Source organism: Aliigemmobacter aestuarii (genome assembly GCF_004799285.1).
Lineage (GTDB): Bacteria > Pseudomonadota > Alphaproteobacteria > Rhodobacterales > Rhodobacteraceae > Aliigemmobacter > Aliigemmobacter aestuarii.
Window position 1 is genome coordinate 513,176 of sequence record NZ_SSND01000001.1, and the last position, 26,539, is coordinate 539,714.

Sequence of the window (26,539 nt, forward strand, 5' to 3'; positions counted from 1 at the left end):
CCGTGGGGATGGGGCAAGGCCTGATGCTGGATTTCCGCACGCTCGACGTGTTCACCGACACGCCCTATGCGGGCAATCCCCTGGCCGTGGTGCTGGGGGCCGACGGCTTGTCGACCGCGCAGATGCAGCGGATCGCGCGCGAGTTCAACCTGTCCGAGACGATCTTCGTCATGGCGCCCGCCGACCCGGCCCACACGGCGCGGGTGCGAATCTTCTTTCCCACGGCCGAGATCCCCTTCGCCGGGCATCCGACCATCGGCTGCGCGATCCTCTTGGCGACGATGGCGCGGGGCCCGGGCGATTTCACCGCCGACCTCGTGCTTGAGGAAGAGGCGGGGCTGGTTCCGGTGCGTGTCAGCCGCGAGGGTGGCCGGGTGATGGCGGAATTCACCGCCCCCGTGGTGCCCCATGCCGCGCCGGGCCGCGCCGACGAGGCGCTGATCGCCGCCGCGCTGGACCTTGGGCCTGCCGATCTGGGCTTCGGCCCGCACCGGCCGGGGCTGTGGCAGGGGGGGCCTGCGTTTCTGTATGTGCCGGTAGCCGATGCGGCGACGCTCGCCCGCGCCCGCCCGATCGAGCCGCACTGGTCGGCGCTGATGGAGGCCGCCGGGGTGGACAGCGCCTATCTTTATACCGCCGGGACGGGCACGGATTTCCGCGCGCGGATGTTCTCGCCCACCGCGGGCATCCCCGAGGACCCGGCCACGGGGTCGGCGACCGCGATCCTTGCGGCGCAATTGCGCGCGGCGCGGGTTCTTCCCGCGGGCACCAGCCGCTTTACCCTGCTCCAGGGGGCCGAAATGGGCCGGCCCAGCCAACTGCGGCTGACCGTGGACATGGGGCGCGACGGAATCGAGGCGGTGCGCATCGCGGGATCGGCGGTGCCGATCGCAGAGGGGCGCATCCGCCCGCCAGCAGAGGAGTGAGACATGCCGAAGGGATACTGGGTTGCGCATGGGCTGGTCCATGATCCGGTGGCCTACGAGGCCTACCGCCAGGCCAATGCCGAAGCCTTCGCCAAATATGGCGCGCGATTTCTGGTGCGGGGCGGCCGTCAGGACGTGACCGAAGGCCAGGCCAAGCCGCGCGCCGTGGTGATCGAGTTCGACAGCTACGATCAGGCGGTGGCCTGCTACAACTCGCCCGAATACCGGCGCGCCATGGCGCTCAGGCTGCCGGTGTCCGAGGTGGACATGATCATCGTCGAAGGCTGGGACGGCTGATGTTCGAGAAATTCCTGCGCGGGCTACTGGCCCCCTCGCCCGCCCCCCTGCCGGAAACCGAGGCGCGGCTGGCGCTGACGGCGCTTCTGGTCCGGGTCGCGCGGGCCGATCACCATTATTCCGAACCCGAGGTCGACCGGATCGACCGCGTGCTGATGCAGCGCTATGGCCTGTCGCCCTTCGAGGCGGCAAAGCTGCGGGTCGAGGCCGAGACGCTGGAATCCGAGGCGCCCGACACCGTCCGCTTCACCCGCGCGCTGAAAGAGGCGGTCCCGATCGAGGAGCGCACGGCGCTGATGCAGGCGCTGTGGTCGGTCGCGCTGGCCGATGGCGACCGCGCCTCCGAGGAGGAACAGCTGTTGCGGATGGTTGCCCGGCTTCTGGGCCTGACCGATCCCGAAAACGCGCTGGCCCGGCAAAGGGCGGCCCGGGGGGCGGAGTGATCGCATCTCTGGCCATGTATGACCGGGCCGAATGCCAGCCCGCGAACGACCGTCTGTGGGCGCTGATCCGCGACGGGCTGAGGGCCAAGGGCATCGACGCGCCGGATCGGCTGACGCGGGGCGAAGGGGCCTATTGGCCTGCCTGGAAATCGCCCGACCTGATCCTGTCGCAGACCTGCGGCTATCCGTTCCGGGCGCGGCTTCACGGCCAGGTGCGGCTGGTCGGAACACCCGATTACGGGGTCGAAGGCTGCCCGCCGGGCCATTACCGCAGCATCCTTGTGGCCCGCGCCGGGGACGGCCGGGGCGATGCGGCGGACTTCGACGGCGCCCCACTGGCCTATAACGAGGCGCTTTCGCAATCGGGCTGGGCCGCGCCCCAGACCCATGCCGCGCGGATCGGCATCCGGCTGCCGCCCGGACCGGCGACCGGGGCGCATCGGGCATCGGCACAGGCCGTGGCCGAGGGACGAGCCGACATCGCCGCTCTGGATGCGGTGACATGGGCGCTGATCCAGCGGTTCGATCCCGCGCTGGCCGCCCTGCTGAAGGTCGTGGGCCGGACCGATCCCACCCCCGGCCTGCCGCTGATCACCGGGCCCGCGCAGGATGCCGACCTGATTGCCGGATGTGTCGCGCGGGCCATCGACGCGCTGTCGGAAAGCGACCGCGCGACACTGCGGATCAGGGGGCTTGTGCGCCTTTCCCCGGCGGATTATCTGGCGGTGCCCAATCCTCTGGCACCTGACCAGTTTGCGCGATCGGACTGAGCAAAATGCCGGGTTCCGGCTGCAAACCGGCAGATTCTCCGTTGCATCAGGCCAGATTTTCGGCCCTACTTCCCCGCCAAGGGGAATGACGGCCACCAAAGAAGAACAGCGAGACACCGTGACCGCCAAGAAGACAATCGCAGCGCCGGACACCGAAACGCCGGTGATCGAAATCCGTGACCTGCACAAGAGTTACGGCCAACTGGAAGTGCTCAAAGGGGTCGACCTGACCGCCCGTCGCGGTCATGTCGTGTCGCTCATCGGGTCGTCCGGATCCGGGAAATCCACGCTGCTGCGGTGCTGCAACCTGCTGGAGGACAGCCAGCAGGGCGACATCCGGTTCGAGGGCGAATCCGTCCACTGGAAGGGCGAGGGGCTCAACCGCCATCCGGCCGACCGGGCGCAGGTGATCCGCATCCGCACCAACCTGTCGATGGTGTTCCAGCAGTTCAACCTGTGGTCCCACATGACCATCCTCCAGAACGTGATGGAGGCGCCGCTCACCGTGCTGCGGCGCGACCCGAAGGAGGTCGAGGTCAAGGCCCGCGAATACCTGTCCAAGGTCGGCATCGCAGACAAGGCCGATGCCTGGCCCGCGCAGCTTTCCGGCGGCCAGCAGCAGCGCGCCGCCATCGCCCGCGCGCTGTGCATGGAGCCGCGCGCGCTTTTGTTCGACGAACCGACCAGCGCGCTGGACCCGGAACTGGAACAGGAGGTCGTCAAGGTGATCAAGGCGCTGGCCGACGAAGGCCGGACCATGATCCTTGTGACCCATGACATGAAGCTTGCGGCGGATGTGTCCGACCACGTCATCTTCCTGCACCTTGGGAAGATCGAAGAGGAAGGCCCGCCAAACGAACTGTTCGGCAATCCGCAAAGCGAACGGCTGCGCGGGTTCCTTTCGGCCACGTCCCATTGACCCATCGCAAGGGCGGCGATGGCAGCGCCCCGCCCCTTGCACTGTACCCCGGCGCGGCCCAATCTGATGGTATCAACCAGTCGTCCAACAGGAGAAACGACTCATGAAGAAACTGCTTCTTGCAACCGCACTCGTGGCTTTTTCGAGTGGCATCGCCGCAGCCCAGACCGTGCGCCTTGGCACCGAAGGCGCCTACCCGCCCTTCAACTTCATCGACGATGCCGGCCAGGTCGCCGGGTTCGAGCGCGAGATGGGCGACGAGATGTGCAAGCGCGCCGGGCTGACCTGCGAGTGGGTCACCAACGAATGGGATTCGATCATCCCGAACCTGCAGTCGGGCAACTATGACGTGATCATCGCCGGCATGTCGATCACCGAAGAGCGCGAAGAGATCATCGACTTCTCGGCAAACTACTTCCCGCCGGCCGCCTCGGCCTATGCCGCGGCCTCGGCCGATGCCGACATCGCGGGCGGCGTCGTTTCGGCGCAGGTCTCGACCATCCAGGCGGCCTATATCGCGGAATCGGGCGCCACGCTGCTGGAATTCCCCACCCCCGACGAAACCATCGCCGCCGTGCGCAATGGCGAGGCCGTGGCGGTCTTTGCCGACAAGGACTATCTGCGTCCCTTCGTGGAACAGTCGAACGGCGAGCTGATGTTCGTGGGCGACGACGTCGCGCTTGGCGGCGGTGTGGGCCTTGGCTTCCGTGACAGCGACGACGAGCTGCGCGCCAAGTTCGACGCGGCGATCGAATCGATGAAGGCCGACGGCACGCTGAACGCGGCGATCGAAAAGCACTTCGGCCCCGAAGCCAAGAAGTTCTGATCCAATGGACGGGCGGGGGGTATCCCCTGCCCGTCCGGTTTCCCCCTGATGTTCGAATTCTGCGCCGATCCCAAAGCCATCGAAGGCCTGCAGTGGATGATGTGCTACCTGACCACAGGCAAGCACATCGATTTCTACCTGTCCTTCGGAACGGTCCTTCTGCTGCTGGCGATCACCGCGCCGGTGGCGCTTGCGTTCGGCTTCGGCGGCGCCATGGCGGCCCGCAGCCATTTCGCCCCGCTTGGCCTTCTGGGGAAGGGCTATATCGCGATGGTGCGGGGCGTGCCCGACATCATCTATTTCCTGTTCTTCGTCATCGCGCTGGATCAGGGCATCGAATGGCTGACGCATCAGGTGCGCTGCCCCGACTGGTCGGAACCGATCCGGCAGGGCCTGGAATTCCGGGTCTGCCCCGAGGCGAAGGTGCCTCATTCCTCCTCTCCGGCCATCATCCATTCGGCCTACAACTTCGGGCTGGCGATCATCACCTTCGCCATCGTCTTCGGCGCCTTTGCCGCGAACGTCCTTTACGGGGCGATGCAGGCGGTGCCGCGCGCGCAGCTTGAAACCGCCGAAAGCTATGGCATGACGCCGCGCCAGGTGTTCCGGCGCATCCTTGTGCCGCAGATGTGGGTCTATGCCCTGCCCGGCCTGTCGAACCTGTGGATGATCCTGATCAAGGCGACGCCGCTTCTGTTCCTTCTGGGCGTCAAGGACATCGTCTATTGGGCGCGCGAACTGGGCGGGACCAAGACGCAGGCCTTCGCCTATCCGCACCCCGACTGGCGGCTGTGGTACTTCCTGTTCCTGCTGGTGTTCTACCTTGCCTTCACCCGCGTGTCCGAGATCGTCCTGAGCCGGATCACGACGCGGCTGAGCCACGGCCAGGCCACCGCTGCGGGTGAAATGCTGCGAAAGGCAGGCGCGCGATGATGACCTGCTGGGAAACGATCCAGGGCTATGCGTTCCGGTCGATCGGCATCGGCGAAAACCTGTTGCCGCGGTCCGATTTCACGCTGTGCCAGCAATTCACCCTGATCGGCTCGGGCCTGATCTGGAACGTCTATTTCGGCGCGATGGCGCTGATTCTGGGCTTCGTCTTCGCCAATGCGCTGGCCATGGGCAAGATGCACCGCAATCCCTGGCTGCGCAAACCGGCGGAATGGTTCATCTTCGTCTTCCGCGGCTCGCCGCTGTTCATCCAGTTCTTCCTGGCCTACGAGGCGTTGGTTCTGCTGCCGCGCGCGGGGATCGAGATCCTTGGCCTGACGGTGCAGACAAGCTGGCTGACCAAGGCCTGGGCCGGCGCGCTGATCGTTCTGTTCCTGAACACGGCGGCCTATACCGGCGAAATCTTCTATGGTGCCCTCAGGTCGATCCCGAAGGGCGATCTTGAGGCAGCCGATGCCTATGGCATCACGGGCTGGTCGCGATTCCGCCGCATCCAGTGGCCGACGATGCTGCGCCTTGCGTGGCCGTCCTACACGAACGAGGCGATCTTCCTGTTCCACGCCACGACGCTGGTGTTCTTTTCGGGCTTCCCGGCGTTCCAGCAAAGGGGCGACGCGCTTTATTACGCGAACTACTTCGCGGACAAGACGTTCAACCCCTTCGTCCCCTACCCCATCGTCGCCTTCTACTTCATCCTGCTGACGCTTCTGCTGATCGGGCTGTTCGGCGCGGTGAACCGCCGCCTGAACCGCCATCTTCCGACCAACACGCGCAGCAGAATTCGCTTGCGTCCGCAGTTGATCCGGTAGTAGCTTATTTTTGATCAAATTATCGGGCCGTCGCCCGAACCCGCTGCGGCAGACATGTGTCCGGCCCCGGGTCGCATGGATCAAACAGGGGATGGATCAAGGGCATGATCCGGAACCGCAGCCGCCGGGGCCATTCCGCCCGGGCCAGGCTGCGGCGGTCATGCCTCTGCCAGAACGATCATGATGAAGGACTATCTGAGAAAGCACCCGCATGTGCGCACGATCCGTGTGGCTGCGGCGGATCTGAACGGACAAGCGCGGGGCAAGAGGGTGCCTGCGCGCTTTGCCGAGAATGTGGTCAAGAACGGGACGCGGTTCCCGTTCTCGGTCCTCAACCTCGACATCTGGGGCGAGGATATCGACGAAAGCCCCCTGGTCTTCGAACAGGGCGACCAGGACGGCGTTCTGCGCCCGACCGAACGGGGCTTCATGCCGATGCCCTGGCTTGAAGCGCCGACCGCGCTCTTGCCGATCTGGATGTTCCGCGAAAACGGGCAACCCTATGAAGGCGATCCGCGCCATGCGCTGCGGTCGATTGTCGAACGTTTCAAGACCCACGGGCTGACGCCGGTCGTCGCGATGGAGATGGAATTCTTCCTGATCGACGACAGCGGCAAGACGCTGCAGGTGCCGCCCTCGCCCCGGTCGGGCAAGCGTCGGAAGGCGGCGGAAACCCTGTCGATCCGGGCGCTCGATGCCTTCGACGTGTTCTTCACCGATCTTTACGACGCCTGCGAGGCGATGGACATTCCCGCCGACACGACAACCAGCGAAACCGGCCTTGGCCAGTTCGAGGTCAACCTGATGCATTGCGACGACGCGCTGCGCGCCGCTGACGATGCCTGGCTGTTCAAGATGCTGGTGAAGGGTCTGGCCCGGCGGCACGGGTTTGCCGCCAGTTTCATGGCCAAGCCCTATCTGGAATATTCCGGCTCGGGCCTGCACACGCATTTCTCGCTGATCGACCGCAACGGCGACAACGTGTTCGATTCCGGCGGGCCGAAGGGGACTGCGTTGCTGCGCAACGCTGTGGCCGGGTGCCTTGATGCGATGTATGACAGCGCGCTGATTTTTGCGCCGCATGACAACAGCTATGAACGGCTTGTGCCGGGCAAGCACGCGCCGACGGCGATCTGCTGGGGCTACGAGAACCGCACCAGCGCGATCCGCATCCCGGCGGGCAGCCCGTCGGCCCGGCGCATCGAACACCGGGTTGCGGGGGGCGACGTGAACCCCTACCTGATGCTGGCGGCCATCCTGGGCGGCGCGCTGAACGGGATCGAGGACGGACTGGAACCTCCCTCGCCCATCACCGGCAATGCCTATGCGATGGACCTGCCGCAGATCCCGGCCAACTGGAGCGACGCGATCGACGCCTTCGAGGGCAGCGCCATCATGCCCCGGATCTTTTCGCCCGAGCTGATCCGCAACCTCGTCCTGACCAAGCGGCAGGAAGTGCATTACATCAGCGAACTGAGCCCCGAGGAACGGACCGAGCTTTACCTCGACACGGTCTGACCGTGGCCCGATCTTCCCGCCCTGCCCCCCTTGTCGCAACGGGGGGCACGGGCGTATCCTGACCGAAACACAACGCACGGACCCTGCATGCGGATCGGCATCCTGCAAACCGGCCTCGCCCCCGACCAACTCGCCGCCGAGATGGGGGATTATCCCGACATGTTCGCCCGACTGCTGGACGGGCACGGATTTACCTTCGTGCCCTATCGCGTGGTCGACATGGAGTTTCCCAAGGATGTCCATGACTGCGACGGCTGGCTTCTGACCGGTTCGCGCCATGGCGCCTACGAGGATCATCCCTTTATCCCGCCGCTCGAGGATTTCATCCGCCGCGCCTATGCCGAGGGTGTGCCGATGGTGGGCATCTGCTTTGGCCACCAGATCATCGCGCAGGCCCTTGGCGGCAAGGTGGAACGCTACGAAAAGGGCTGGGCCGTCGGCCCGACCCGCTATGACTTTGAAGGCGAGACGGTCACGCTCAACGCCTGGCACCGCGATCAGGTGACGCGCGTGCCCGAGGGGGCGACGGTCGTTGGCTGCAACGATTTCTGTGAAAACGCGGCGCTGGTCTATGGCGACCGCATCTTCACGGTGCAGGCCCATCCCGAATTCCGGTCGGAATTCGTCGACGGGCTGATGAAGACAAGGGGCAAGGGCGTCGTTCCCGACGACCTGATGGCCGAGGCGGGCGCGCGCCTTGGCACGCCGCTTGACGACAAGATGATTGCGCGTCGCATAGCCGAATTTTTCAAGCACCCGCGAGGGTGAGCAAACCAAGAGTGTGACGCATGTCCGATTGGACGAAGAAACTGCCTGAGGCAGCACAGGATTTCATTGCCGGCCGCAAGGTCGATGAGGTGGAATGCATCATCGGGGACATGGCCGGGGTGGCCCGTGGCAAGGCGATGCCTGCCGCGAAATTCGCCAAGCAAACCAGCTATTTCCTGCCGAATTCCATCTTCCTGCAGACGATCACGGGCGAATGGGCCGACAGCCCCTTCGACGCCTTTACCGAACCCGACATGATCCTGGAACCGGATTTCAGCACGGCGACGGCCGCCCCCTGGACGGCCGACGTGACCTTGCAGATCATCCATGACGCGAAGGACCAGGAGGGCAACTACGTGCCCTTCGCGCCGCGTAACGTCCTGCGGCGGATCGTCAGCCTTTACGAGGCACAGGGCTGGCGGCCGGTGGTCGCGCCCGAGATGGAATTCTTCCTGACCGCCCGAAACATCGACCCCAACATCCCCGTGCAGCCGCCGATGGGCCGCACCGGGCGGCGCGCTGCGGGCAAGCAGGCCTATTCAATGTCGGCGGTCGACGAATACGGCAAGGTGATCGACGACATCTATGATTTCGCCGAGGCGCAGGGGCTGGAAATCGACGGCATCCTTCAGGAAGGCGGCGCCGGCCAGATCGAACTGAACCTCGCTCATGGCGATCCGGTGCGGCTGGCCGATGACGTGTTCTTTTTCAAGCGACTGATCCGCGAGGCGGCGCTGCGCCACGACTGTTTCGCCACCTTCATGGCCAAACCCATCGCGGGCGAGCCTGGATCAGCGATGCACATTCACACATCGATCGTCGACACCAAGTCGGGCAAGAACATCTTTGCCGGTCCGAAAGGCGTGGAGACCGAGGCCTTCGCCCATTTCATCGGCGGGATGCAGCATCACATGGCGGCGGCGGTGGCGTTCATGGCGCCCTATGTGAACAGCTATCGCCGCTATGTCCCGGATTTCGCCGCGCCCATCAACCTGGAATGGGGCCGCGACAACCGCACCACGGGGCTGCGCGTGCCGATTTCAGGCCCTGCCGCGCGCCGGGTGGAAAACCGCCTGCCGGGGATGGATTGCAACCCCTATCTGGGCATCGCGGCGACGCTTGCCTGCGGCTATCTCGGCCTGATGGAAAAGCGCGCGCCGCGCCCCGAATTCACCGGATCGGCCTATATCGACAGCGACGAGATCCCGGTGAACCTGGGCGACGCGCTGGACCTTCTGGACGAGGATTCCGCCCTGCAAGAGGTCATGGGGGTCGAGTTCTGCAAGGTCTATGACAGCGTGAAGCGCAATGAATACAAGGAGTTCCTGCAAGTCATCAGCCCGTGGGAGCGCGAGCACCTGCTCTTGAACGTCTGAGGCCGGGGATGAACCTTCTTTTTGCGAATGACCGGCCGGGCCAATACCCTGCCTCCTGGTATGCTGCGACCGCCGCGCCTTGCGATCCGTTCCCGCCCCTGCGCGGCGAGGTCAGGGCCGATGTCTGCGTGATCGGCGGCGGGTTCACGGGACTTTCGGCGGCGCTTCACCTTGCACAGGCCGGGCGCCGGGTGGTTCTGGTCGAGGCGCATCGCGTGGGCTTCGGCGCCTCGGGGCGCAACGGCGGGCAGGTCGGCTCGGGCCAGCGGCAGGATCAGGTCTGGATCGAAAAGGTGGCCGGACGCGAAAACGCCCGCCGCCTGTGGGATGTGGCCGAAGAAGCCAAGGCGCTGGTCCGGTCGCTGATCGCCGATCATGCCATGCCGCTTTCGTTCCGGCCGGGCATCGCCCATGCCTGCTGGACCGCAGCCGAGGTGCGTGAAACCCACGCCTATGCCGAAAAGCTGCGCCGCGACTACGGTTACGACCGGCTGGAACCTCTGGACCGCGAGGGGATCCGCGCCCTCATCGGATCGCCCGTCTATCAGGGCGGCGAGATCGACTGGGGCGCGGGCTACATCCACCCGCTGAACTTCGCCATCGGCCTTGCGAAGGCCGCGGCGGCGGCGGGCGCGGTGATCCATGAAGGCACGGTGGTCCATGACATCACCGACGATCCGCGCCCCGTGGTGCGCACCGACCGGGGTCGCGTGGTGGCCGATCAGGTGATCCTGGCCTGCAACGGCTATCTCGGATCGCTGGAGCCGAAGGTCGCGGCCAAGGTGATGCCGATCAACAACTTCATCGTGGCGACCGAACCCCTGGGCGACCGGGCCGCAACGGTCCTGTCGCGCCCGGTGGCGGTCGCGGACACCAAGTTCGTCGTCAACTACTGGCATCTGTCGGAAGACGGGCGGCTTCTGTTCGGCGGCGGGGAAAGCTATGGCTGGAAGTTCCCCGACATCGTCAAGACGGTGTCGAAGCCGATGCTGGAGGTCTATCCGCATCTGGCCGACGCCCGCATCGACTATGCCTGGGGCGGGACACTGGCCATCACCATGAACCGCATGCCCTGCTTTGCGCGGCCCCGGCCGAATGTCTGGTCGGCCTCGGGCTATTCGGGGCATGGGGTGGCACTGGCCACGCTCGCGGGGCGGATGATGGCCGAGGCGGTTCAGGGACAGACCGACCGTTTCGACCTGATGGCAAGCCTGCCGCAGCCGCGCTTTCCCGGTGGCGTCGCGCTGCGCTGGCCGATGCTGGTCGCGGCGATGACCTGGTATTCGATGCGCGACCGCCTGGGCCTCTGACACGGCACCGCCGTCAGGAAAGGGGGGGGGGGGGCAGACAGCCCCCCGACCCGGCAGAAGGCCGCGCGTTACCGAATTGTCGCTGGCCCTCATGCGCGCCGTCATATACAGATTTCCCGAAGCTAGGTTTCAGGAATACTGCACATGGCCCCCGACGGACAGCACAGCCCCGCCCCGAATGTCTATGACGCCGAGCCGATTCCGGCGGCGGCGCGCGAGGCGATCGAGGCGCTGCTGCAATCGGGCGACCTGTTCCGCTACACCGCCCCCGAAGGCGCGCCGGTGGCGCTGCTTGAAGCCGAATTCGCCGAACTGCTGGGTGCGCGCTATGCGCTGGCGGTGTCGTCCTGTTCGGCGGCGCTGTTCCTTTCGCTGAAGGCGCTGGACCTTCCGGCGGGGGCGCGGGTGCTGATTCCGGCCTTCACCTTCGCTGCCGTGCCTTCCGCGGTGGTCCATGCCGATTGCGTGCCGGTCCTGGTCGAGGTCGGCCGGGACTACCGGGTGGACATGGCCGATTTCGCCGCCAAGCTGCCCGGGGCGCAGGCGGTTCTGATCAGCCACATGCGCGGCCACACCTCGGACATGGACGCGATCATGCGGCTTTGCGACGCCGCAGGTGTGCCGGTCGTCGAAGACGCAGCCCATTCGCTGGGTACGACATGGCATGGCCGAACCATCGGCACGATCGGCAAGATCGGCTGCTTCAGCTTTCAGTCCTACAAGCTGGTGAATGCGGGCGAAGGCGGGATGCTGATCACCGACGATCCCGAACTGGCCGCGCGGGCGGTCATCATGTCGGGCGCCTATGAACACAACTGGAAAAAGCATCCGGGCCTGCAGAACAGCTATGTCGCCTGGCAGAACAGGCTGCCGCTTTACAACATGCGGATGCAGAACCTGTCAGCGGCAGTGATCCGCCCGCAACTTCCGCTGGTGGCCGAGCGCGTCCGCAAGGGGCGCGAGAACCATGACCATGTGGCCGCGCGGCTGAACGCCTCGGGCCTCTTGCATGTGCCGCCGCCGCTGGCGCCCGAGAAACGCGCGCCGGATTCGATCCAGTTCAACCTTGTGGGCTTTGACACGGATGAACAGGCGCGTGCCTTCCAGCGGGCGGCCAAGGCGCGGGATGTAGTGGTTCAGGTCTTCGGCCTGTCGGACGACAACGCGCGCGCCTTCTGGAACTGGCAATTCCTGGGCGAGACGCCCGAGCTGCCGCAGACGCGCGCGATGCTGATGCGGGCCTGCGACGTGCGGCTGCCGGTGCGTCTGACCCGGGCCGATCTGGATTTCATCGCCGACGCGCTGATCGCGGCTGCGTCCGAAGCCCTGGGCCGCTGATCGGGGGGACTCTGATCAGGGGCCGCTGAACGGGTATCCGCCCGCCCCGCTCAGGCGAGGCGGAGCGCGGAGGACAGGAACGGCCAGCGCGCAAGCGAGGGCGCAATCACCCTGTCAGCCAGAAGGCCGCGAAGATCGACGGCGATCCGTGCCGGCAGGTCCTGCAGGACGCCCGCCCGGGCCGTCAGCGCGATGGACCGTTCCAGCGGCGCGAAGGGCAAGGGCGAAACCTCGATCCGGTCGGCGACCGCGCCTGCGTGCTGAAGCCCGAGGGGGGTCAGCATCGCCCAACCCGCGCCATCGGCCACCATCGCCAGCAGCGCGTGATAGCTGTCCAGTTCGAAGCGCGACGGGTAGGACAGGTTCAGCCGTGCCAGATGCGCCGCAATCTGGCGCCCCATCAGGTGCCGCGCGGTGTAGCGGATCATCGGCAGATCGGCCCCCGCCTGCCCCCGTGGCCAGACCGCGACGAAGGGATCGGCCATCAGCGGATGGATTTCCAGCGACTGATCCTCGCCCGGTTTTTCGGTGCCCAGTTCGGCCGAAACGACGACATCCAGCGCGCGCGCCTCAAGCTGGTCAAGAAGCCGGTGGCTGGGGCCGGTTTCCAGAAGGAAGCGGCAGCCCGCCAGACGCCCGGCAAGCCCCGACAAAAGCCGCGGCGTTACGTCGCCGTCCAGATCCTCGATCATGCCAAGACGCAGGGTGGTGAGCCCGGACAGGTCCGCAAGCGCCAGTTCGGCGCGGGCCTCGGCCTCGGCCTTCAGCATGGTCTGGGCATGGCGGCGGAACATTGTGCCCGCGGGCGTCAGCCTGAGGGGTCGCACGGCGCGGTCGATCAGCACCGCCCCCAGTGCGGCTTCCAGCCCGGAAATCTGCTGGCTGACGGCCGATGGCGACGATCCCAGCCGACGGGCAGCCGCGGAAATCGCACCTTCTTCGGCCGCGGCGAGGAACACCTCGGCCGCCCATAATGTCACGCGGCCCTGGGTTTCGGCCATCGCGTCCCCTTCCCCGCGCCCGCCCGCGCCTGCCCCGTCAGGTCAGAGCTTGGACAGCTTCGACTGAAGTTCGGCCAACTGCTTCTTGATCTGGGCCAGTTCGTCGTTCGCGGGGCTTTCCTTTTCGTCCTCGGCCTCGGGCACGGGGCCCGAGGTGCCCCAGCCCTTCATCCCGCCCATCATGGATTTGAGGAACGCCTCCTGCTGCTTGCGCATCGCCTCAAACCCCGGCACGCCCGACATCGGGTTGGGCAGGTGCTGCCAGTTCTCCATCATCTTGGACTGGCTTTCGCGCAGCATGTCGAAGGAGGATTGCAGGAATTGCGGGACCATCGACTGCATGCCCGAGGTGTAACTGCGCACCAGATCCGTCAAGAGGTTGATCGGCAGGACATTCTCGCCCTTGGCTTCGTGTTCGGCCACGATCTGCAGCAGATACTGGCGGGTCAGGTCGTCACCGGATTTCAGATCGACGATCTGAACCTCGCGCCCGGCGCGGATGAAGCCCGCGATATCCTCGAGCGTGACATAGTCGCTGGTCTCGGTGTTGTAGAGGCGGCGGCTGGCATAGCGTTTGATGAGCAGCGGCTTGTCGGTATCGGCCATCGGCCTCCCTCCCTTGATCTTTGCAGCGTCTTTCTTGTTGCGCTGCCGAAAACCTTACGGCAGTGCAGAAAAAAAACAAGGGCGGGCACCGAGGCCCGCCCTTTCGCGTCTTCCGACAGGGAGGAGTGGAGGACGCGGGCGATCGTCAGATCACTTCGCGGCAGCAGCGGCCTTCTTGGCAACCGCGGTCACGTCGGCGGTGGCCTTCTTGACGGCAGCGGTGGCTTCCTCGGTCGCGTCCTTGCCGGCGGCCAGCATCAGTTCGACGGTTTCCATCTGAACCTTCTTGGCGACCTCGGCGAAGGCAGCCATGTTCTCGGCAGCCATTTCGGCAGCAGCCGAAGCCAGGTCCGAAGCGGCCTTGGTGTATTCGGCCGGATCAGCCTTCGCCTTGGTGGCGTCGGACATCTTGGCGATCGCGTCCTTGGCCCACTTGGCGGTGATCTCGGTCGACTTTTCAGCGGCTTCCAGAGCCACTTTCGACAGCTTCTCGCCCATGGCGGCCTGGGTCTTGAACGCGTTCTGGAACGCAGCCGCGTCAACCGGGAACGAAGCCATCATGTCCTGCATGACTTTGGTGAAGTCGGGGGTCTTGGTCATTGTCTTGCTCCAAATGGTTCGGGCTTGGCCCGTTTCCTGATGAAAGGAACATAGATGCTGCAGTGCAGAAAATCAACCTCTTTTTCTGCGCTGCAGCAAAACCGCGAGGAGAGCGCGTGCCGTTCGGAATTCCGGCCTTGAATCAAGCCTTTGGGATTGCCGTAACGTAAGTTCCCGGCGCCGGGGCCAGGACGGGGTTGGTCGAATCACCGGGCACGCGGGCCGGAACCTGCTTGCCCGAGCGCTTCGCCAGCCACTCTTTCCACAGGGGCCACCATGACCCCTTGTTATAGGTCGCGCCTGCCTTCCACTCGTCCGGCGTCGTCATCGGCCCGTCGTTCGTGTAATGGCCGTACTTGTCCTTGGTGGGCGGGTTGACGATGCCGGCGATATGGCCGGACTCCGACAGGATGAAGGTCTTGTCCTTCGAGCCGAACTGGCGGACGCCGTTGAAGCTGCCCTTCCAGGCGGCGATGTGATCGGTCTCGCAGGCGATCGCGCAGACCGGCAGGGTGATGTCCTTCAGGCTGACGGGGCGCCCCATCACCGTGAAGGTCCCTTTCGAGAACTCGTCGCTCTGGCACAGGCCGCGCAGGTATTCCACCGACATCTTTGCCGGCAGGTTGGTGCCGTCACCGTTCCAGAACAGCAGATCGAAGGCAGGCGGGGTTTCCCCCATCATGTAGCTCTTGATCGCGGGCTGATAGATCAGGTCGTTCGATCGCAGGAAGCTGAAGGTGCGCGACATGAACAGCTTGGACAGGATCCCGTCCTGTGCGACCTGCCGTTCGATCCCGTCAACGAAGTCGTCGTTGAGGAACACGCCCACTTCGCCCTGATCCGAGAAATCGGTCAGCGTCGTGAACAGCGTGGCCGACTTCACCGACTTGTCGCCGTGGTTCAGAAGGTGCGCCAGCGTCAGGGAAAGCGTGGTGCCCGCGATGCAGTAGCCCACGCAGTTGATCTGTTCCTCGCCAGTGATGCGGCGGACCTCGACCATCGCCTGCATGAAGCCGTCGCGGATATAGTCATCCATCCCCACGTCGGCATAGGAAGCATCCGGATTGACCCAGCTGACCACGAACAGGGTGAAACCCTGGTCCACGATCCACTTGATCAGGCTGTTCTGCGGTTTCAGGTCAAGAATGTAGAACTTGTTGATCCACGGCGGGAAGATCAGCAGCGGCGTCTTGTGCACCGTCTCGGTCGTCGGCGCATACTGGATCAGTTCGAACATCTTGTTGCGATAGACGACCGCGCCGGGCGTCGTCGCGATGTTCTGGCCGACGCGGAAGGCTTCCTTGTCGGCCAGCGTGACCAGAAGCTCGCCTTGATTGCTTTCGATGTCGCGGACGAGGTTTTCAAGCCCCTGGACAAGGCTTTCGCCATCGGTCGCGATCGCCTTTTCCAGCGCGTCGGGATTGGTGCCCAGGAAATTCGTCGGCGACATCATGTCGACGATCTGGCGCGTGAAATACTCCACGCGCTTCTTTTCCGAAGGTTCCAGATGTTCCAGCGCGGCCGCAGCCCCGGTGATCGCCTCGGAATTCAGCAGGTACTGCTGCTTGAGATAGTTGAAGAACGGATGGCTTTCCCAAAGCGGATTGGCGAATCGGCGGTCCTTCGGGGTCGGGTCCGCAGGGGCCTTGAACTCGCCCGAAAGCAGCGCCTGCTGGGCATCGACATAGTGCTTGAGCGTCTTGCCCCAGTAGTTCACCTGGGCTTCGAGAATTTTCGACGGGTTCTGCATCATTTCCGCAACATAGGCTGCGGCGGCCTTCACGTAGACGTCCTGACTGGGCCCGTGCAGCGACGGATCAGCCTGTTTGCGGTGTGATAGCGCCAACGTGAGACGCTTGGACAACTCGTCGAGTTTGGCCAGATTGGCGTTCAGCCGCTCGAGCCGCTCGCCTGCGTCCTTCTCTTCAGTTGTCATGTTAATCTTTCCCCCCTATCCTCGCCGCTACGCAGCATAGCTTGGGGTTTGCCGCGTTTAAAGCGACGATTTGGACTCAGTCGGTGAAGGGACACGGACGCGCATGAAGTACATGGCCACCTACGACTTGATGGAAAGCATGCGCAACACCAACGAATGGTTGGGCGCGACGGCGCGTGCGATGGCGTCCTATCCGGCTTTCGCGCTGTCGATGAACCCCATCTTCCAGATGACCGCCGCCTGGGGCGACGTGACGGAACGGACCTTTGCCCGCATGGTGGCCAAGCCCGACTGGGGCATCCGGTCGATCGTGGGGCCGGACGGCACCGACCATCTGGTCGATGTGGTCCGCGTGGTGGAACGCCCCTTCGGCGACCTGATCCAGTTTTCCGTCCGCCGCCGTGAACCGATGGCGCGGCGCGTGATGCTGGTGGCGCCGATGTCGGGCCATTACGCGACGCTGTTGCGGTCGACCGTGGCCTCGCTCCTGCCCGATTGCGACGTCTTCGTGACCGACTGGCACAATGCGCGCGACATCCCGGTTTCCGCCGGCAAGTTCGATGTCGAGGATTACACGCTTTATCTTGTCGATTTCATGCGCGCCCTGGGGCCCGACACCCATGTGATCGCCGTCTGCCAACCGGTCCCGCTGACACTGGCCGCGACCGCCTATCTGGCGGGCGAGGACCCCGAGGCGCAGCCGCGCAGCCTGACGCTGATCGGCGGGCCGGTGGACCCGGACGCCGCCGCAACCGAAGTCACCGACTTCGGCCGCCGGGTGACGATGGGCCAGCTGGAACAGTGGGCGATCCAGCGCGTCGGGTTCAAGTACAAGGGCGCCGGGCGGCTGGTCTATCCGGGGCTTCTGCAACTGGCGGGCTTCATGTCGATGAACTGGGAACGCCATTCCAAGGCCTTCCAGGACCAGATCATGCGCGCCGCCCGGGGCGAAGCGTCGGATCACGATGCGCACAACCGGTTCTATGACGAATACCTGGCCGTCATGGACATGACCGCCGAGTTCTACCTGTCGACGGTGGAGCGCGTGTTCAAGAACCGCGAGATCGCGCGCAACGAATTCACCGTGGCGGGCAAGCATGTGGACATCGGCGCGATCACCCGCGTTGCGGTCAAGACCGTGGAAGGCGCGAATGACGATATCTCGGCCCCCGGCCAGTGCGTCGCGGCGCTGAAGCTGTGCACCGGGCTGCCCGAATCGAAGAAGGCCCACCATGTGGAACCCGGCGCCGGGCATTACGGCATCTTCGCGGGCAAGAGCTGGCGCCTGAACATCCGCCCGCTCGTTCTGAATTTCATCGACGAACATTCCGGACGGGCCGACACGCCCGCGCCGCGCAAGCCCGCCAAACCGTCGATCCGGCTCGCTTCGGGGGCCTGATCGCCGTGTTCCGGGGGGGGCGGCGCGGCCCAAGGTCCGCCCTGCCCCGCCTTCTAGCGCAGCATCATCGGACCGGCGAGGAACGCGATCATTTCGCTTGTGACGGCCTCGGGCTGTTCCAGCGGCAAAAGATGCCCCGCCCCCTCGATCTGGCGAACCGTGGCGAAAGGCATCAGATGGGCGGCGAACTGCTGGCGGCGCAGCGGCACAAGCCTGTCTTCGGCGCCCGCCATGATCAGCGCGGGCAACCGGGCCGACCGCAGCACGCGCTGCTGATCGGGGCGACGCTGCATCGCGCGGCTCTGGCTGACAAAGACATCCGGCCCCAGCCCCCAAGCCATGTCACGCAGAAGCCTGAGGATCTCGGCCCTTTGCGGGCCGTCGGCCAGGCTGTTGTCCGGAATTTCCCCGGTCAGGGCCTCGTCCAGGCGGCCGGAGCGGGCGGCCACCATCCTCGGCTCGCGGGCGGCGGCGGCCTGGGGTGTCTCGCCCAGAGGGTCGGTCGACATCAGGATGACCCGCGTCACCCGCGCCATGGCCCGCCCCAGGATGGCCAGCGCCACATCCCCGCCAAGCCCCAGCCCGACAAGGGCGAAGCGGGGCGGCGCCACGGCAAGGATCGCGGCGGCCAGGTCGGTCACGGTCGCAGCCCCGGTCAGGGGCGCCACCATCACGGCCCGGTCGCGCGACAGGACCTTCATCTGATGCCGGTAAAGCCGGGCATCGCACATCATTCCGGGGATCAAAAGGACGGGATCGGACATGTCTCAGAGCCCCCGCGCCCAGGTCAGGATCAGCTGGACCGTTTCCGCCGTCTGGCCGGGGCTCAGGATGTCGCCCGCGATCACATGGGAATAGGGATCGTCCCCCGGTGCCATGTGGCGGCGTTCGACCTGCACCGGTCCGCCCCAGGCGCGGGCGACCTCGGCGGCGGCGTCCGGGTCGATCACCCGGTCATCGGGCGAGAACAGGAACAGCGCAGGGACCTGCGCCCGATCGAACGGCAGATCGCGCGCCGCACGGACCAGTGCCGCCATCGGGAACAGCGCAGTCGTGGGATAGCGCGTCGTCCACCAGCGGGCATGCGACTCGTTCTGGGGGGTGAAGCTGCGTTCGGCCCCGGCGACGACCGGCCCCCACCAGCGCGCCAAGGGCAGGTCGAGGATGCGCCCCGCGACCGACCGCAGCCCGAAGTTGGGTGAGATCATCACCACCCCGGCGAGGCCCTCGGAAGCCGCCGCGTCGGTCGCCGCAAAGCTGGCCAGCGTCGCCCCGGTCGAGGTCGCGATCAGGATCGTCCGGTCGCCGATCCGCCGCCCGATGGCCAGAGCCTCGGACAGGTCAGCGATCCAGTCATCGGCCCGCGCAGCGGCGAGCGCTGCGCCATCCTGCCCGTGCCCGGTCAAGCGCGCGAAGTAGAGGTTCGCGCCAAGACTTGCGGCAACGCGATCGGGAACGGGGCGGATTTCCTCGGACGTGGCGGAAAACCCGTGCAGGTAGACGACCGCGACGGGCGTCCTGCGGCCCGGTTCGACGGCCCAGACGATCCGCCGCTCCGCACCGGGTGTAATGTTCGAATTTTGCGATTCAGCTTCCTGAAGATATGAATCAATATCATCCGGCAAGGCATTGCCAAGATTTGTAATATTTTCACTTACATGATCGCGCGGAAAAAGAAACGACGCCGCAACAATTACAGAAAAAATGAAAACAAGACCACGACCCAGCCACTTGCCAAAAGACCTCATGCAGCACCTTTCCCAAGGATCTCGGTGAGAGCCGCCTCGATCAGCGCCAGGCAATCGGGCGTCGAAAAACGGTGATCCGCGCCCTTCACAAGGGTCAGCCGGATGTCCGGCCCTGTCAGGTGGTCCAGCAGCCTGAGGGCCACCGCCGGGGGCACATCGGCATCGGCCGTGCCCTGCAAGAGCCGCACCGGAAAGCCGCAGTTCAACGGGCTGCGCAGCACCAGCCGCCCGCGCCCTTCTTCGATCAGGCGGCGGGTGATGATGTAGGGTTCGTCCGAATATTCCGATGGCAATGCCACCTGACCCGCCTCGATCAGCGCGCGGCGCTGGATCTCGGAAAAGCCCGCCCACATGCTGTCTTCGGTGAAGTCGGGGGCGGCGGCGATCCCGACAAGGCCCACGATGCGGTCCGGGATCGTCCGGGCCAGCAGAAGCGAGATCCAGCCCCCCATCGACGAACCGACAAGGACCTGCGGCCCCGTCGTCAATGCGATGATCGCGGCCAGCGCATCCTCGAACCAGTCGCCGATCGCCCCGTCCAGGAATTCGCCCGAGGATTGCCCGTGCCCCGAATAATCGAAGCGCAGGAAGGCGCGGCCGGTCCGTTCGGCCCAGGCCTGCAAGGCAAGCGCCTTTGTGCCCTCCTTGTCGGACCGGAAGCCGCCAAGAAACACCACCCCCGGCCCGGATCCGTGCAGGCGGTCATGGGCGATGCGGCGGCCTTGCGGCGTGGTCAGGAATTCGGTCATGCGGCCCCCGGTTACATTCGTTCCGTCTATACCGCGCCACGGCCCCATCGGCCAGAGCCTGGGCGATCGTCCAGGCTTTTCGCGCGGGCAGGCGCGCCCCCGGCCCCGCCGCGCGGGGGGCCATGCGGGGCGGCCTTCGGCGGCCAAGGCCATGCCCCGATTGACTTTCCCCGCGCGAGGGCGCATTGAGCGGCCGACATAACCCGCAACCGGGCGTTCCGTGGGCGCCAAACCGACGAGGAGGACGACATGTCCCAGATCACCCTCACCTTTCCCGATGGCAACAAGCGCGACTTTTCCGCCGGCGTGACCCCGGCCGAAGTGGCCGCCTCCATTGCCACGTCGCTGGCGAAATCGGCGATCTCGGCGCAGGTGAACGGCGCGCATTGGGATCTGCAATGGCCGATCCCGTCGGACGCGACCATCGCCATCAACACGCTGAAGGACGATGCCCCGGCGCTGGAACTGATCCGGCACGATCTGGCGCATATCATGGCCCGCGCCGTGCAGGAGCTTTGGCCGGATGTGAAGGTCACCATCGGCCCCGTGATCAAGGACGGCTGGTATTACGACTTCGACCGCGAGGAACCGTTCACGCCCGAGGACCTGGGCGCGATCGAAAAAAAGATGAAAGAGATCATCAACGCCCGCGATCCGGTCAGGACCGAGGTCTGGGATCGCGCCCGCGCCATCGCCTATTACGAAGAGCGCGGCGAACCCTTCAAGGTGGAACTGGTTCAGGCGATCCCCGATGATGGCCAGCCGATCCGCATGTACTGGCACGGTCCCTGGCAGGACCTGTGCCGCGGCCCGCATCTGCAACACACAGGGCAGGTTCCGGCGGATGCGTTCAAGCTGATGCATGTGGCGGGCGCCTACTGGCGCGGCGACGCGAAGAACAAGCAGTTGCAGCGCATCTATGGCGTGGCCTTCAAGAACCGCGAGGATCTGAAGGCCCATCTGACCATGCTTGAGGAAGCCGCCAAGCGCGACCACCGCAAGCTGGGCCGCGAGATGGACCTCTACCACATGCAGGAAGAGGCGCCCGGTCAGGTCTTCTGGCATCCGAACGGCTGGACGATCTACACCACACTTCAGGATTACATGCGCCGTCAGCAGAAGCGCGGCGGCTATGTCGAGGTGAACACGCCCCAGGTGGTGAACCGCAAGCTGTGGGAAGCCTCGGGCCACTGGGCCAACTATCAGGAAAACATGTTCATCGTCGAGGTGGACGAGGAACACGCCCGCGAAAAGACGATCAACGCGCTGAAGCCGATGAACTGCCCCTGCCATGTGCAGATCTTCAACGTGGGGCTGAAATCCTATCGCGACCTGCCCTTGCGGATGGCGGAATTCGGATCCTGCGCGCGCTATGAACCTTCGGGCGCGCTGCACGGGATCATGCGGGTGCGCGGCTTCACGCAGGATGACGCGCATATCTTCTGCCGCGAGGACCAGATCGAAAGCGAAACGAAGCGCTTCATCGAATTCCTGTCGGCGATCTATCGCGACCTGGGGTTCGAAAGCTTCAAGATCAAATTCTCGGACCGCCCGGAAAACCGGGCCGGGTCGGATGATGTCTGGGACCGGGCCGAGGCGGCGCTGGCCAATGCGACCCGCGCGGCGGGCTACGATTTCATCATGAACCCCGGCGAAGGTGCCTTTTATGGCCCGAAGCTGGAATTCGTGCTGACCGATGCGATCGGGCGGGACTGGCAATGCGGCACGCTTCAGGTGGATTTCGTGCTGCCCGAACGGCTGGACGCGAATTTCGTCGCCGAAGACGGGATGAAGCATCGCCCGGTGATGCTGCATCGCGCCACCCTGGGCAGTTTCGAACGCTTCATCGGCATCCTGATCGAAAGCCACGCGGGCAAGCTTCCGTTCTGGCTGGCGCCGCGTCAGGTGGTGGTGGCCTCGATCGTGTCGGATGCCGATCCCTTCGTGGCCGAGGTCGTTTCGGCCCTGACGGCAGCGGGCGTGCGGGCCGAAGCAGACACTCGCAATGAAAAGATCAACTACAAGGTCCGCGAACATTCCGTGGGCAAGGTTCCCGTGATCCTGGCCGTGGGCATGAAGGAAGTCGAAGAGCGAACTGTTTCAGTCCGCCGCCTTGGTGAAACGCGGACTGAAACGAAATCGCTGGATCAGATTGTAGCCGAACTGACGGCCGAGGCGCTTCCGCCAGACCTGCGCTGATCTCGAACACTTTGAAAACAAATGAAAACGCCGGATCCCATCCGGCGTTTTTTATTTTTGCGGCATTGCGGCGCGACCTTGCCGCAGATGCCGAAACGCTCACGGCGGCGTCAAGCACGGGTCTGTGATTGGCCGGTGAGGCAATCCGCCGCATACGACTGGAGGTGTCGCAACAGTGCGGCATCACTGTGAAATCAACCAGTCAACCAAGGGAATTCCTCATGTCTCAGCACGTCAAGACCCTCGCCGTGGCGGGCGCTCTGGCAGCCGCTCTTTCGGCGACCGTGACCCCGGCCACCGCCCAGGACGCCAACGAAAAATGCTTTGGCGTTTCGCTGGCCGGTCAGAACGATTGCGCTGCCGGCCCGGGTACGAGCTGCGCCGGCACCTCGACCGTGGACTATCAGGGCAACGCCTGGAAGCTCGTGCCGACCGGCACCTGCGCGACGATGGAACTGCCCGACGGTCGGATGGGCAGCCTCGAAGCGCTCGACCGTGATCTGCCGCAAGGTTGATGCAGCCTTCCCTTCCGGCCCTATGCCGGAAGGGAGCTTTCCGATTAAAGAGGTCGCCGATGTTCGATGAAGCCCCGCTCCGCCATCTGCCCGCCATGCCCGGTGTCGGCTACAAGCCGCAGCATTTCGCCGCGATCCTTCAGGACCCTGCCCCGGTCGGCTGGCTGGAAATCCATGCCGAGAACTACATGGGCGACGGCGGCCGCCCGCTGGCGCAGTTGCGCCACCTGGCCGAACGGTTTCCTCTTTCCGTGCATGGTGTGGGCCTGTCGATTGGCGGCGAGGGACGGCTTGACCCCGACCACCTCGCGCGGCTCAAGCGGCTGTGCGACTGGCTGAAGCCTGCCAGCTTTTCCGAACATCTGGCGTGGTCGACCCATGAGGGCGCCTTTTTGAACGATCTGTTGCCGCTGCCCTACACGGCCCGCACGCTTGACCGCGTGGCCGGGCACATCGACGAGGTGCAGGACACCCTGGGCCGCCGGATGCTTCTGGAAAACCCGTCCACCTATCTGGCCTTCGCCGAGACCGAGATGGACGAGATCGACTTCCTGACCGAGATCGCCCGCCGCACGGGCTGTGGCCTGCTTCTGGATGTCAACAACGTCCATGTCAGCTGCACCAACCAGGGCTGGGACACGGACGCCTATATCGACCGGTTCCCGCTGCATCTGGTGGGCGAGGTTCATCTGGGCGGGCATGACGTGGATGCAGACGATCACGGCGCCCCCCTGCTGATCGACAGCCACGGGGCCGAAGTGGCTGATCCGGTCTGGCGGCTTTACGCGCGCAGCATCGCCCGCGGCGGCGCGCTGCCGACGCTGATCGAATGGGACAATGACGTGCCCGACTGGCCCACGCTCGCGGCCGAGGCCGCCCGCGCCGCCGCAATCATGGGCGCCGTTATGGCCGGGGGGCGGGCATGACAGGCCAGGCCGAATTCCACGCCGCCCTTCTGGACCCCGAACGCCCGGTCCCGCCCGGCCTGATCGATCCCGCGAGGCGTCCTGCGGGCCGTCGGTTCGATGTCTATCGCAACAATGTGGCCGTCAGCCTGACCAAGGCGCTGGAACAGGGATTCCCGTTGCTTCGGGATCTTTTGGGGACCGAGTTCTTTCAGGCGATGGCCGGGGTCTTCCTGCGCGCCCATCCCCCGCAAAGCCGGATGCTGATGTTTTACGGCGCCGAGATGCCCGCTTTCCTGACCGGCTTTCCGCCGGTGGCGCACCTGCCCTATCTGGCGGATGTCGCGCGGCTGGAACTGGCGTTGCGCGAAAGCTATCACGCGGCCGATGCGGCCCCCCTCGCCCATTCGGATCTGGCCGACCTGTCGGCCGAGGAGTTCATGGCCGCCCGCTTTGGCCTTTCCCCCGCGCTTCGGCTGATCCGGTCCGACTGGCCCGTCCATGGCATCTGGTCCGCTCATGCGCGGGGCACGCCCGCCCCGTCCGCGCGCAGGCCGGAGGATGTGGTGATCCTGCGTCCCGGCCTTGATCCGGCGCCGCATCTGCTGCCGGCGGGCGGGGCCGCGTTCATCACGGCACTGGCCGCTGGCGCGACCGTGGCCGAAGCGCTGGAGGCGGCCGGGCCGCTTCCGGACCTGAGCGGCCTTCTTTCCATCCTGATCGGGGGCGGTGCCCTCACCGCACTGACAAGGGAGTGATCCGATGATCGCAACACTTTACAATCGGCTCGCCGCCGAGATCGAACGCCTGTCCGCCCCGACCCTGCCCACCTTGGCACGGATCGTCTTTGCCGGGGTGCTGTTGATGTATTTCTGGGGATCGGGCACGACCAAGCCCGGCCCCGGCCTTTTCGGCGTGCTGTCGCCCTCGTTGGGGGCCTATGCCCAGATCTTTCCCCGCGCGATGGAGGCGGCGGGCTATGATCCGGGACAACTGGGGCTGTTCCACCGCCTGGTTGTGGTGGCGGGGACGCTGGCCGAATTCATCCTGCCCACGCTGATCATCCTGGGGCTGTTCACGCGGCTCGCCGCAGTTGGAATGATCGGCTTTGTCGTGGTGCAGAGCGCGACCGACATCATCGGCCATGGCGTGCCCTGGGGCGCGTGGTTCGACCGGCTGCCCGATGCCGTCATCCTTGATCAGCGGGCGCTGTGGATCCTGCTGCTGCTTGTGCTTGTGGCCAAGGGCGCCGGGCCCCTTTCGGCCGACCGGATGCTGGGTCTGCGCTAGCGGGGTTGGGCCTGCGCTAGTGCGGGTCGGGCTGGCGCGCGGCGAGTGCGAGGATCGCGCCCAGCATGCACATCCCGATCGGGAACATGGTGAAGACGCCAAAGCCAAAGGCATACCACACCAGCACCCCCGCCACTGCCAGAAGCGCCGCCGCGACCATATTGGCCGACCGCGCCATCGCCCCGCCCGCAATCGCCAGGATCGGCGCGAGGAACCCGGCTGCCTTGATCAGCGCCGGGTTCTGCACCTGCGTGGCCAGATCCGGCACTTCGCCATAGGTGTCGATGAAGACGGTATAGCCATAGCCGAAGAACCCGATCACCATGGCCCAGAGGCCGCCGATGATGCCCAGAACGAGTGCCGCGTTGCGCATGAATTTCTTTCCTGCCTTTCGCGCCGCCGAAGGCCGTCCTTTCGCGACGCTTGATTTACTTGGGCGTTCTGGCATGATTTTTCCAGTGACGACAGACTTTCCGACCGCCTCCTGTCTCTGGCAGCAAGACGACCAAGAAAGACCTGCTGCACGGCCCGGCGCAATCCCGCGATCCGGGAAGACTGAAGAGGAGATGCGGAATGCCGACCGGCACCGTCAAATGGTTCAATGCCACCAAGGGTTATGGCTTCATCGCCCCCGATGATGGCGGCAAGGATGTGTTCGTGCATATCTCGGCGGTGGAACGCGCCGGACTCAAGGGCCTGAACGACAATCAGAAGATCGGCTACGAACTTCAGGCGGGCCGCGACGGTCGCGCCTCGGCCAGCGACCTGAAACTGCTCTGATCAGCCTCGGGCACCGGAAACGGAAGCCCAACCCCCTGATTCCGAACGGAATTCCGGCCCACCCCGCCCGGTGGGCCGGTTCATTTCAGCAGGCTCGCCTGCACCGCCTCATCCCAGCCGAGGTAAAGCGCCCCGTCCGCCTCGATCACCGGGCGCTTCATCACCGTGGGGGCCTCGGCGATCTGCACCTCGGCCTCGGACGCCTTCAGGAAATCGTTGAATCCCCGGTAGGTGGTTGACGTCCGGTTGATCAGCCGGTCGCCGAATTCCGCCACCAGACGGGCGATCTCGGTCGCGGTCAGCGGGTCGCGGCGGATGTCGCGGAAGCTGACGGAATGTCCCGCCGCTTCCAGCGCCTTCTGCGCCTTCTTGCAGGTATCGCAAGTGGGAATGCCGTAGAGAATCATGTGCCGCAACCTTTCGTGCCTGGGGCGGGTCCGGGGCTTCAGTCGCCGCCGGATCGGCCGTTGGCGACAGGATTACGGGGCGCGCGCGCCGCTTGCAAGGTGCCGGGCGGGCGGGGCCTTGGCCCGATCACGGCAGGCTGGCGCGGGATGACA

Annotated in this window: 29 protein-coding genes; 20 read left to right on the top strand and 9 right to left on the bottom strand. The window is 65.4% G+C overall.

From position 1 onward, the window contains the following. Positions 1–8: 8 nt before the first annotated feature. From E7811_RS02375 to E7811_RS02435, 13 genes are all read left to right on the top strand, one after another. Positions 9–926: a PhzF family phenazine biosynthesis protein gene (locus E7811_RS02375; RefSeq protein WP_246020168.1), complete on the top strand. Its 918-nt coding sequence runs from the start codon at positions 9–11 to the stop codon at positions 924–926. A gap of 3 nt (positions 927–929) precedes the next feature. Further along, positions 930–1,223, top strand: coding sequence for a DUF1330 domain-containing protein (locus E7811_RS02380; RefSeq protein ID WP_136392986.1), 294 nt, complete (start codon positions 930–932; stop codon positions 1,221–1,223). Then, entirely contained in the window at positions 1,223–1,666 is a 444-nt protein-coding gene (locus E7811_RS02385) for a tellurite resistance TerB family protein (protein ID WP_136392987.1), read from the top strand. The genes E7811_RS02380 and E7811_RS02385 overlap by 1 nt, the downstream gene beginning before the upstream one ends. Further along, positions 1,663–2,436, top strand: coding sequence for a phosphate/phosphite/phosphonate ABC transporter substrate-binding protein (locus tag E7811_RS02390; RefSeq protein WP_136392988.1), 774 nt, complete (start codon positions 1,663–1,665; stop codon positions 2,434–2,436). The genes E7811_RS02385 and E7811_RS02390 overlap by 4 nt, the downstream gene beginning before the upstream one ends. Before the next feature lie 85 nt (positions 2,437–2,521). Further along, positions 2,522–3,355, top strand: coding sequence for an ABC transporter ATP-binding protein (locus E7811_RS02395; protein ID WP_136392989.1), 834 nt, complete (start codon positions 2,522–2,524; stop codon positions 3,353–3,355). 103 nt (positions 3,356–3,458) lie between these two features. Further along, entirely contained in the window at positions 3,459–4,181 is a 723-nt protein-coding gene (locus E7811_RS02400) for a transporter substrate-binding domain-containing protein (protein WP_136392990.1), read from the top strand. A gap of 48 nt (positions 4,182–4,229) precedes the next feature. After that, a complete protein-coding gene (locus E7811_RS02405) occupies positions 4,230–5,114 on the top strand; it encodes an ABC transporter permease (RefSeq protein WP_136392991.1) in 885 nt (294 codons plus the stop codon). Next, positions 5,114–5,941 (top strand): ABC transporter permease, encoded by an 828-nt coding sequence (locus E7811_RS02410; protein WP_136394195.1) that lies wholly within the window; start codon positions 5,114–5,116, stop codon positions 5,939–5,941. Before E7811_RS02405 ends, E7811_RS02410 begins: the two co-directional genes overlap by 1 nt. Before the next feature lie 183 nt (positions 5,942–6,124). Continuing rightward, positions 6,125–7,459 (top strand): glutamine synthetase family protein, encoded by a 1,335-nt coding sequence (locus E7811_RS02415; protein WP_136394196.1) that lies wholly within the window; start codon positions 6,125–6,127, stop codon positions 7,457–7,459. A gap of 87 nt (positions 7,460–7,546) precedes the next feature. Further along, entirely contained in the window at positions 7,547–8,227 is a 681-nt protein-coding gene (locus E7811_RS02420; protein WP_136392992.1) for a type 1 glutamine amidotransferase, read from the top strand. 20 nt (positions 8,228–8,247) lie between these two features. Then, a complete protein-coding gene (locus E7811_RS02425) occupies positions 8,248–9,603 on the top strand; it encodes a glutamine synthetase family protein (RefSeq protein ID WP_136392993.1) in 1,356 nt (451 codons plus the stop codon). Positions 9,604–9,611: 8 nt separating this feature from the next. Then, entirely contained in the window at positions 9,612–10,913 is a 1,302-nt protein-coding gene (locus E7811_RS02430; protein WP_136392994.1) for an NAD(P)/FAD-dependent oxidoreductase, read from the top strand. A 144-nt stretch (positions 10,914–11,057) separates the two neighbouring features. Further along, positions 11,058–12,251 carry a DegT/DnrJ/EryC1/StrS family aminotransferase gene (locus E7811_RS02435; protein WP_136392995.1) on the top strand — a complete coding sequence of 398 codons (1,194 nt, stop codon included), beginning with the start codon at positions 11,058–11,060 and terminating at the stop codon, positions 12,249–12,251. A 50-nt stretch (positions 12,252–12,301) separates the two neighbouring features. Here E7811_RS02435 and E7811_RS02440 read toward each other — a convergent pair whose 3' ends face one another. The 4 genes from E7811_RS02440 to phaC all read right to left on the bottom strand — a co-directional run bounded on the left by E7811_RS02440 (position 12,302) and on the right by phaC (position 16,394). Next, the gene (locus tag E7811_RS02440; protein WP_136392996.1) at positions 12,302–13,252 is read right to left on the bottom strand and encodes a LysR family transcriptional regulator; all 951 of its coding nucleotides are present in this window, start codon (positions 13,250–13,252) and stop codon (positions 12,302–12,304) included. Between the two features lie 42 nt (positions 13,253–13,294). Then, on the bottom strand, positions 13,295–13,858 hold the full coding sequence (gene phaR, locus E7811_RS02445) for a polyhydroxyalkanoate synthesis repressor PhaR (protein ID WP_136392997.1): 564 nt from the start codon (positions 13,856–13,858) through the stop codon (positions 13,295–13,297). A 150-nt stretch (positions 13,859–14,008) separates the two neighbouring features. After that, a complete protein-coding gene (locus E7811_RS02450) occupies positions 14,009–14,458 on the bottom strand; it encodes a Phasin (protein ID WP_136392998.1) in 450 nt (149 codons plus the stop codon). Between the two features lie 142 nt (positions 14,459–14,600). Then, a complete protein-coding gene (gene phaC / locus E7811_RS02455; protein ID WP_136392999.1) occupies positions 14,601–16,394 on the bottom strand; it encodes a class I poly(R)-hydroxyalkanoic acid synthase in 1,794 nt (597 codons plus the stop codon). A 103-nt stretch (positions 16,395–16,497) separates the two neighbouring features. On the opposite strand from phaC, the gene phaZ reads away from it, so the two are divergent. After that, a complete protein-coding gene (gene phaZ, locus E7811_RS02460) occupies positions 16,498–17,793 on the top strand; it encodes a polyhydroxyalkanoate depolymerase (protein ID WP_136393000.1) in 1,296 nt (431 codons plus the stop codon). 53 nt (positions 17,794–17,846) lie between these two features. Here phaZ and E7811_RS02465 read toward each other — a convergent pair whose 3' ends face one another. The 3 genes from E7811_RS02465 to E7811_RS02475 all read right to left on the bottom strand — a co-directional run bounded on the left by E7811_RS02465 (position 17,847) and on the right by E7811_RS02475 (position 20,290). Then, positions 17,847–18,557 (bottom strand): alpha/beta fold hydrolase, encoded by a 711-nt coding sequence (locus E7811_RS02465; protein ID WP_136393001.1) that lies wholly within the window; start codon positions 18,555–18,557, stop codon positions 17,847–17,849. Between the two features lie 3 nt (positions 18,558–18,560). Further along, complete coding sequence (locus E7811_RS02470) at positions 18,561–19,418, bottom strand: alpha/beta hydrolase (RefSeq protein WP_246020169.1); 858 nt, start codon at positions 19,416–19,418, stop codon at positions 18,561–18,563. A 119-nt stretch (positions 19,419–19,537) separates the two neighbouring features. Next, positions 19,538–20,290 (bottom strand): alpha/beta hydrolase, encoded by a 753-nt coding sequence (locus tag E7811_RS02475; protein WP_136393003.1) that lies wholly within the window; start codon positions 20,288–20,290, stop codon positions 19,538–19,540. A 249-nt stretch (positions 20,291–20,539) separates the two neighbouring features. Here E7811_RS02475 and thrS point away from each other — a divergent pair, with 249 nt between their 5' ends. From thrS to E7811_RS02500, 5 genes are all read left to right on the top strand, one after another. Next, complete coding sequence (thrS, locus tag E7811_RS02480) at positions 20,540–22,489, top strand: threonine--tRNA ligase (RefSeq protein ID WP_136393004.1); 1,950 nt, start codon at positions 20,540–20,542, stop codon at positions 22,487–22,489. Between the two features lie 221 nt (positions 22,490–22,710). Then, the gene (locus E7811_RS02485) at positions 22,711–23,004 is read left to right on the top strand and encodes a BufA1 family periplasmic bufferin-type metallophore (protein ID WP_136393005.1); all 294 of its coding nucleotides are present in this window, start codon (positions 22,711–22,713) and stop codon (positions 23,002–23,004) included. A gap of 59 nt (positions 23,005–23,063) precedes the next feature. Next, a complete protein-coding gene (gene bufB / locus E7811_RS02490; protein WP_136393006.1) occupies positions 23,064–23,930 on the top strand; it encodes an MNIO family bufferin maturase in 867 nt (288 codons plus the stop codon). Then, complete coding sequence (locus E7811_RS02495) at positions 23,927–24,667, top strand: HvfC/BufC N-terminal domain-containing protein (RefSeq protein ID WP_136393007.1); 741 nt, start codon at positions 23,927–23,929, stop codon at positions 24,665–24,667. The genes bufB and E7811_RS02495 overlap by 4 nt, the downstream gene beginning before the upstream one ends. Before the next feature lie 4 nt (positions 24,668–24,671). Further along, entirely contained in the window at positions 24,672–25,199 is a 528-nt protein-coding gene (locus tag E7811_RS02500) for a DoxX family membrane protein (RefSeq protein ID WP_136393008.1), read from the top strand. 16 nt (positions 25,200–25,215) lie between these two features. On the opposite strand, the gene E7811_RS02505 is transcribed toward E7811_RS02500, so the two are convergent. Continuing rightward, positions 25,216–25,572: a hypothetical protein gene (locus E7811_RS02505; protein ID WP_136393009.1), complete on the bottom strand. Its 357-nt coding sequence runs from the start codon at positions 25,570–25,572 to the stop codon at positions 25,216–25,218. A gap of 200 nt (positions 25,573–25,772) precedes the next feature. Between E7811_RS02505 and E7811_RS02510 the strand changes: the two genes are divergently transcribed. Then, positions 25,773–25,979, top strand: a complete 207-nt coding sequence (locus E7811_RS02510; protein ID WP_136393010.1) for a cold-shock protein — start codon at positions 25,773–25,775, stop codon at positions 25,977–25,979. A gap of 80 nt (positions 25,980–26,059) precedes the next feature. Here the strand turns inward: E7811_RS02510 and E7811_RS02515 are convergent, their stop codons facing one another. Further along, entirely contained in the window at positions 26,060–26,386 is a 327-nt protein-coding gene (locus E7811_RS02515; RefSeq protein WP_136393011.1) for an arsenate reductase family protein, read from the bottom strand. Positions 26,387–26,539 lie beyond the last annotated feature (153 nt).

Coding starts and splice junctions, on each gene's coding strand:
- E7811_RS02375 (WP_246020168.1), top strand. CDS start 9: ATGGGGCAAGGCCTGATGCTGGATTTCCGCACGCTCGACGTGTTCACC.
- E7811_RS02380 (WP_136392986.1), top strand. CDS start 930: ATGCCGAAGGGATACTGGGTTGCGCATGGGCTGGTCCATGATCCGGTG.
- E7811_RS02385 (WP_136392987.1), top strand. CDS start 1,223: ATGTTCGAGAAATTCCTGCGCGGGCTACTGGCCCCCTCGCCCGCCCCC.
- E7811_RS02395 (WP_136392989.1), top strand. CDS start 2,522: ATGACGGCCACCAAAGAAGAACAGCGAGACACCGTGACCGCCAAGAAG.
- E7811_RS02400 (WP_136392990.1), top strand. CDS start 3,459: ATGAAGAAACTGCTTCTTGCAACCGCACTCGTGGCTTTTTCGAGTGGC.
- E7811_RS02405 (WP_136392991.1), top strand. CDS start 4,230: ATGTTCGAATTCTGCGCCGATCCCAAAGCCATCGAAGGCCTGCAGTGG.
- E7811_RS02410 (WP_136394195.1), top strand. CDS start 5,114: ATGACCTGCTGGGAAACGATCCAGGGCTATGCGTTCCGGTCGATCGGC.
- E7811_RS02415 (WP_136394196.1), top strand. CDS start 6,125: ATGAAGGACTATCTGAGAAAGCACCCGCATGTGCGCACGATCCGTGTG.
- E7811_RS02420 (WP_136392992.1), top strand. CDS start 7,547: ATGCGGATCGGCATCCTGCAAACCGGCCTCGCCCCCGACCAACTCGCC.
- E7811_RS02425 (WP_136392993.1), top strand. CDS start 8,248: ATGTCCGATTGGACGAAGAAACTGCCTGAGGCAGCACAGGATTTCATT.
- E7811_RS02430 (WP_136392994.1), top strand. CDS start 9,612: ATGAACCTTCTTTTTGCGAATGACCGGCCGGGCCAATACCCTGCCTCC.
- E7811_RS02435 (WP_136392995.1), top strand. CDS start 11,058: ATGGCCCCCGACGGACAGCACAGCCCCGCCCCGAATGTCTATGACGCC.
- E7811_RS02440 (WP_136392996.1), bottom strand. CDS start 13,252: ATGGCCGAAACCCAGGGCCGCGTGACATTATGGGCGGCCGAGGTGTTC.
- phaR (WP_136392997.1), bottom strand. CDS start 13,858: ATGGCCGATACCGACAAGCCGCTGCTCATCAAACGCTATGCCAGCCGC.
- E7811_RS02450 (WP_136392998.1), bottom strand. CDS start 14,458: ATGACCAAGACCCCCGACTTCACCAAAGTCATGCAGGACATGATGGCT.
- phaC (WP_136392999.1), bottom strand. CDS start 16,394: ATGACAACTGAAGAGAAGGACGCAGGCGAGCGGCTCGAGCGGCTGAAC.
- phaZ (WP_136393000.1), top strand. CDS start 16,498: ATGAAGTACATGGCCACCTACGACTTGATGGAAAGCATGCGCAACACC.
- E7811_RS02465 (WP_136393001.1), bottom strand. CDS start 18,557: ATGTCCGATCCCGTCCTTTTGATCCCCGGAATGATGTGCGATGCCCGG.
- E7811_RS02475 (WP_136393003.1), bottom strand. CDS start 20,290: ATGACCGAATTCCTGACCACGCCGCAAGGCCGCCGCATCGCCCATGAC.
- thrS (WP_136393004.1), top strand. CDS start 20,540: ATGTCCCAGATCACCCTCACCTTTCCCGATGGCAACAAGCGCGACTTT.
- E7811_RS02485 (WP_136393005.1), top strand. CDS start 22,711: ATGTCTCAGCACGTCAAGACCCTCGCCGTGGCGGGCGCTCTGGCAGCC.
- bufB (WP_136393006.1), top strand. CDS start 23,064: ATGTTCGATGAAGCCCCGCTCCGCCATCTGCCCGCCATGCCCGGTGTC.
- E7811_RS02495 (WP_136393007.1), top strand. CDS start 23,927: ATGACAGGCCAGGCCGAATTCCACGCCGCCCTTCTGGACCCCGAACGC.
- E7811_RS02500 (WP_136393008.1), top strand. CDS start 24,672: ATGATCGCAACACTTTACAATCGGCTCGCCGCCGAGATCGAACGCCTG.
- E7811_RS02505 (WP_136393009.1), bottom strand. CDS start 25,572: ATGCGCAACGCGGCACTCGTTCTGGGCATCATCGGCGGCCTCTGGGCC.
- E7811_RS02510 (WP_136393010.1), top strand. CDS start 25,773: ATGCCGACCGGCACCGTCAAATGGTTCAATGCCACCAAGGGTTATGGC.
- E7811_RS02515 (WP_136393011.1), bottom strand. CDS start 26,386: ATGATTCTCTACGGCATTCCCACTTGCGATACCTGCAAGAAGGCGCAG.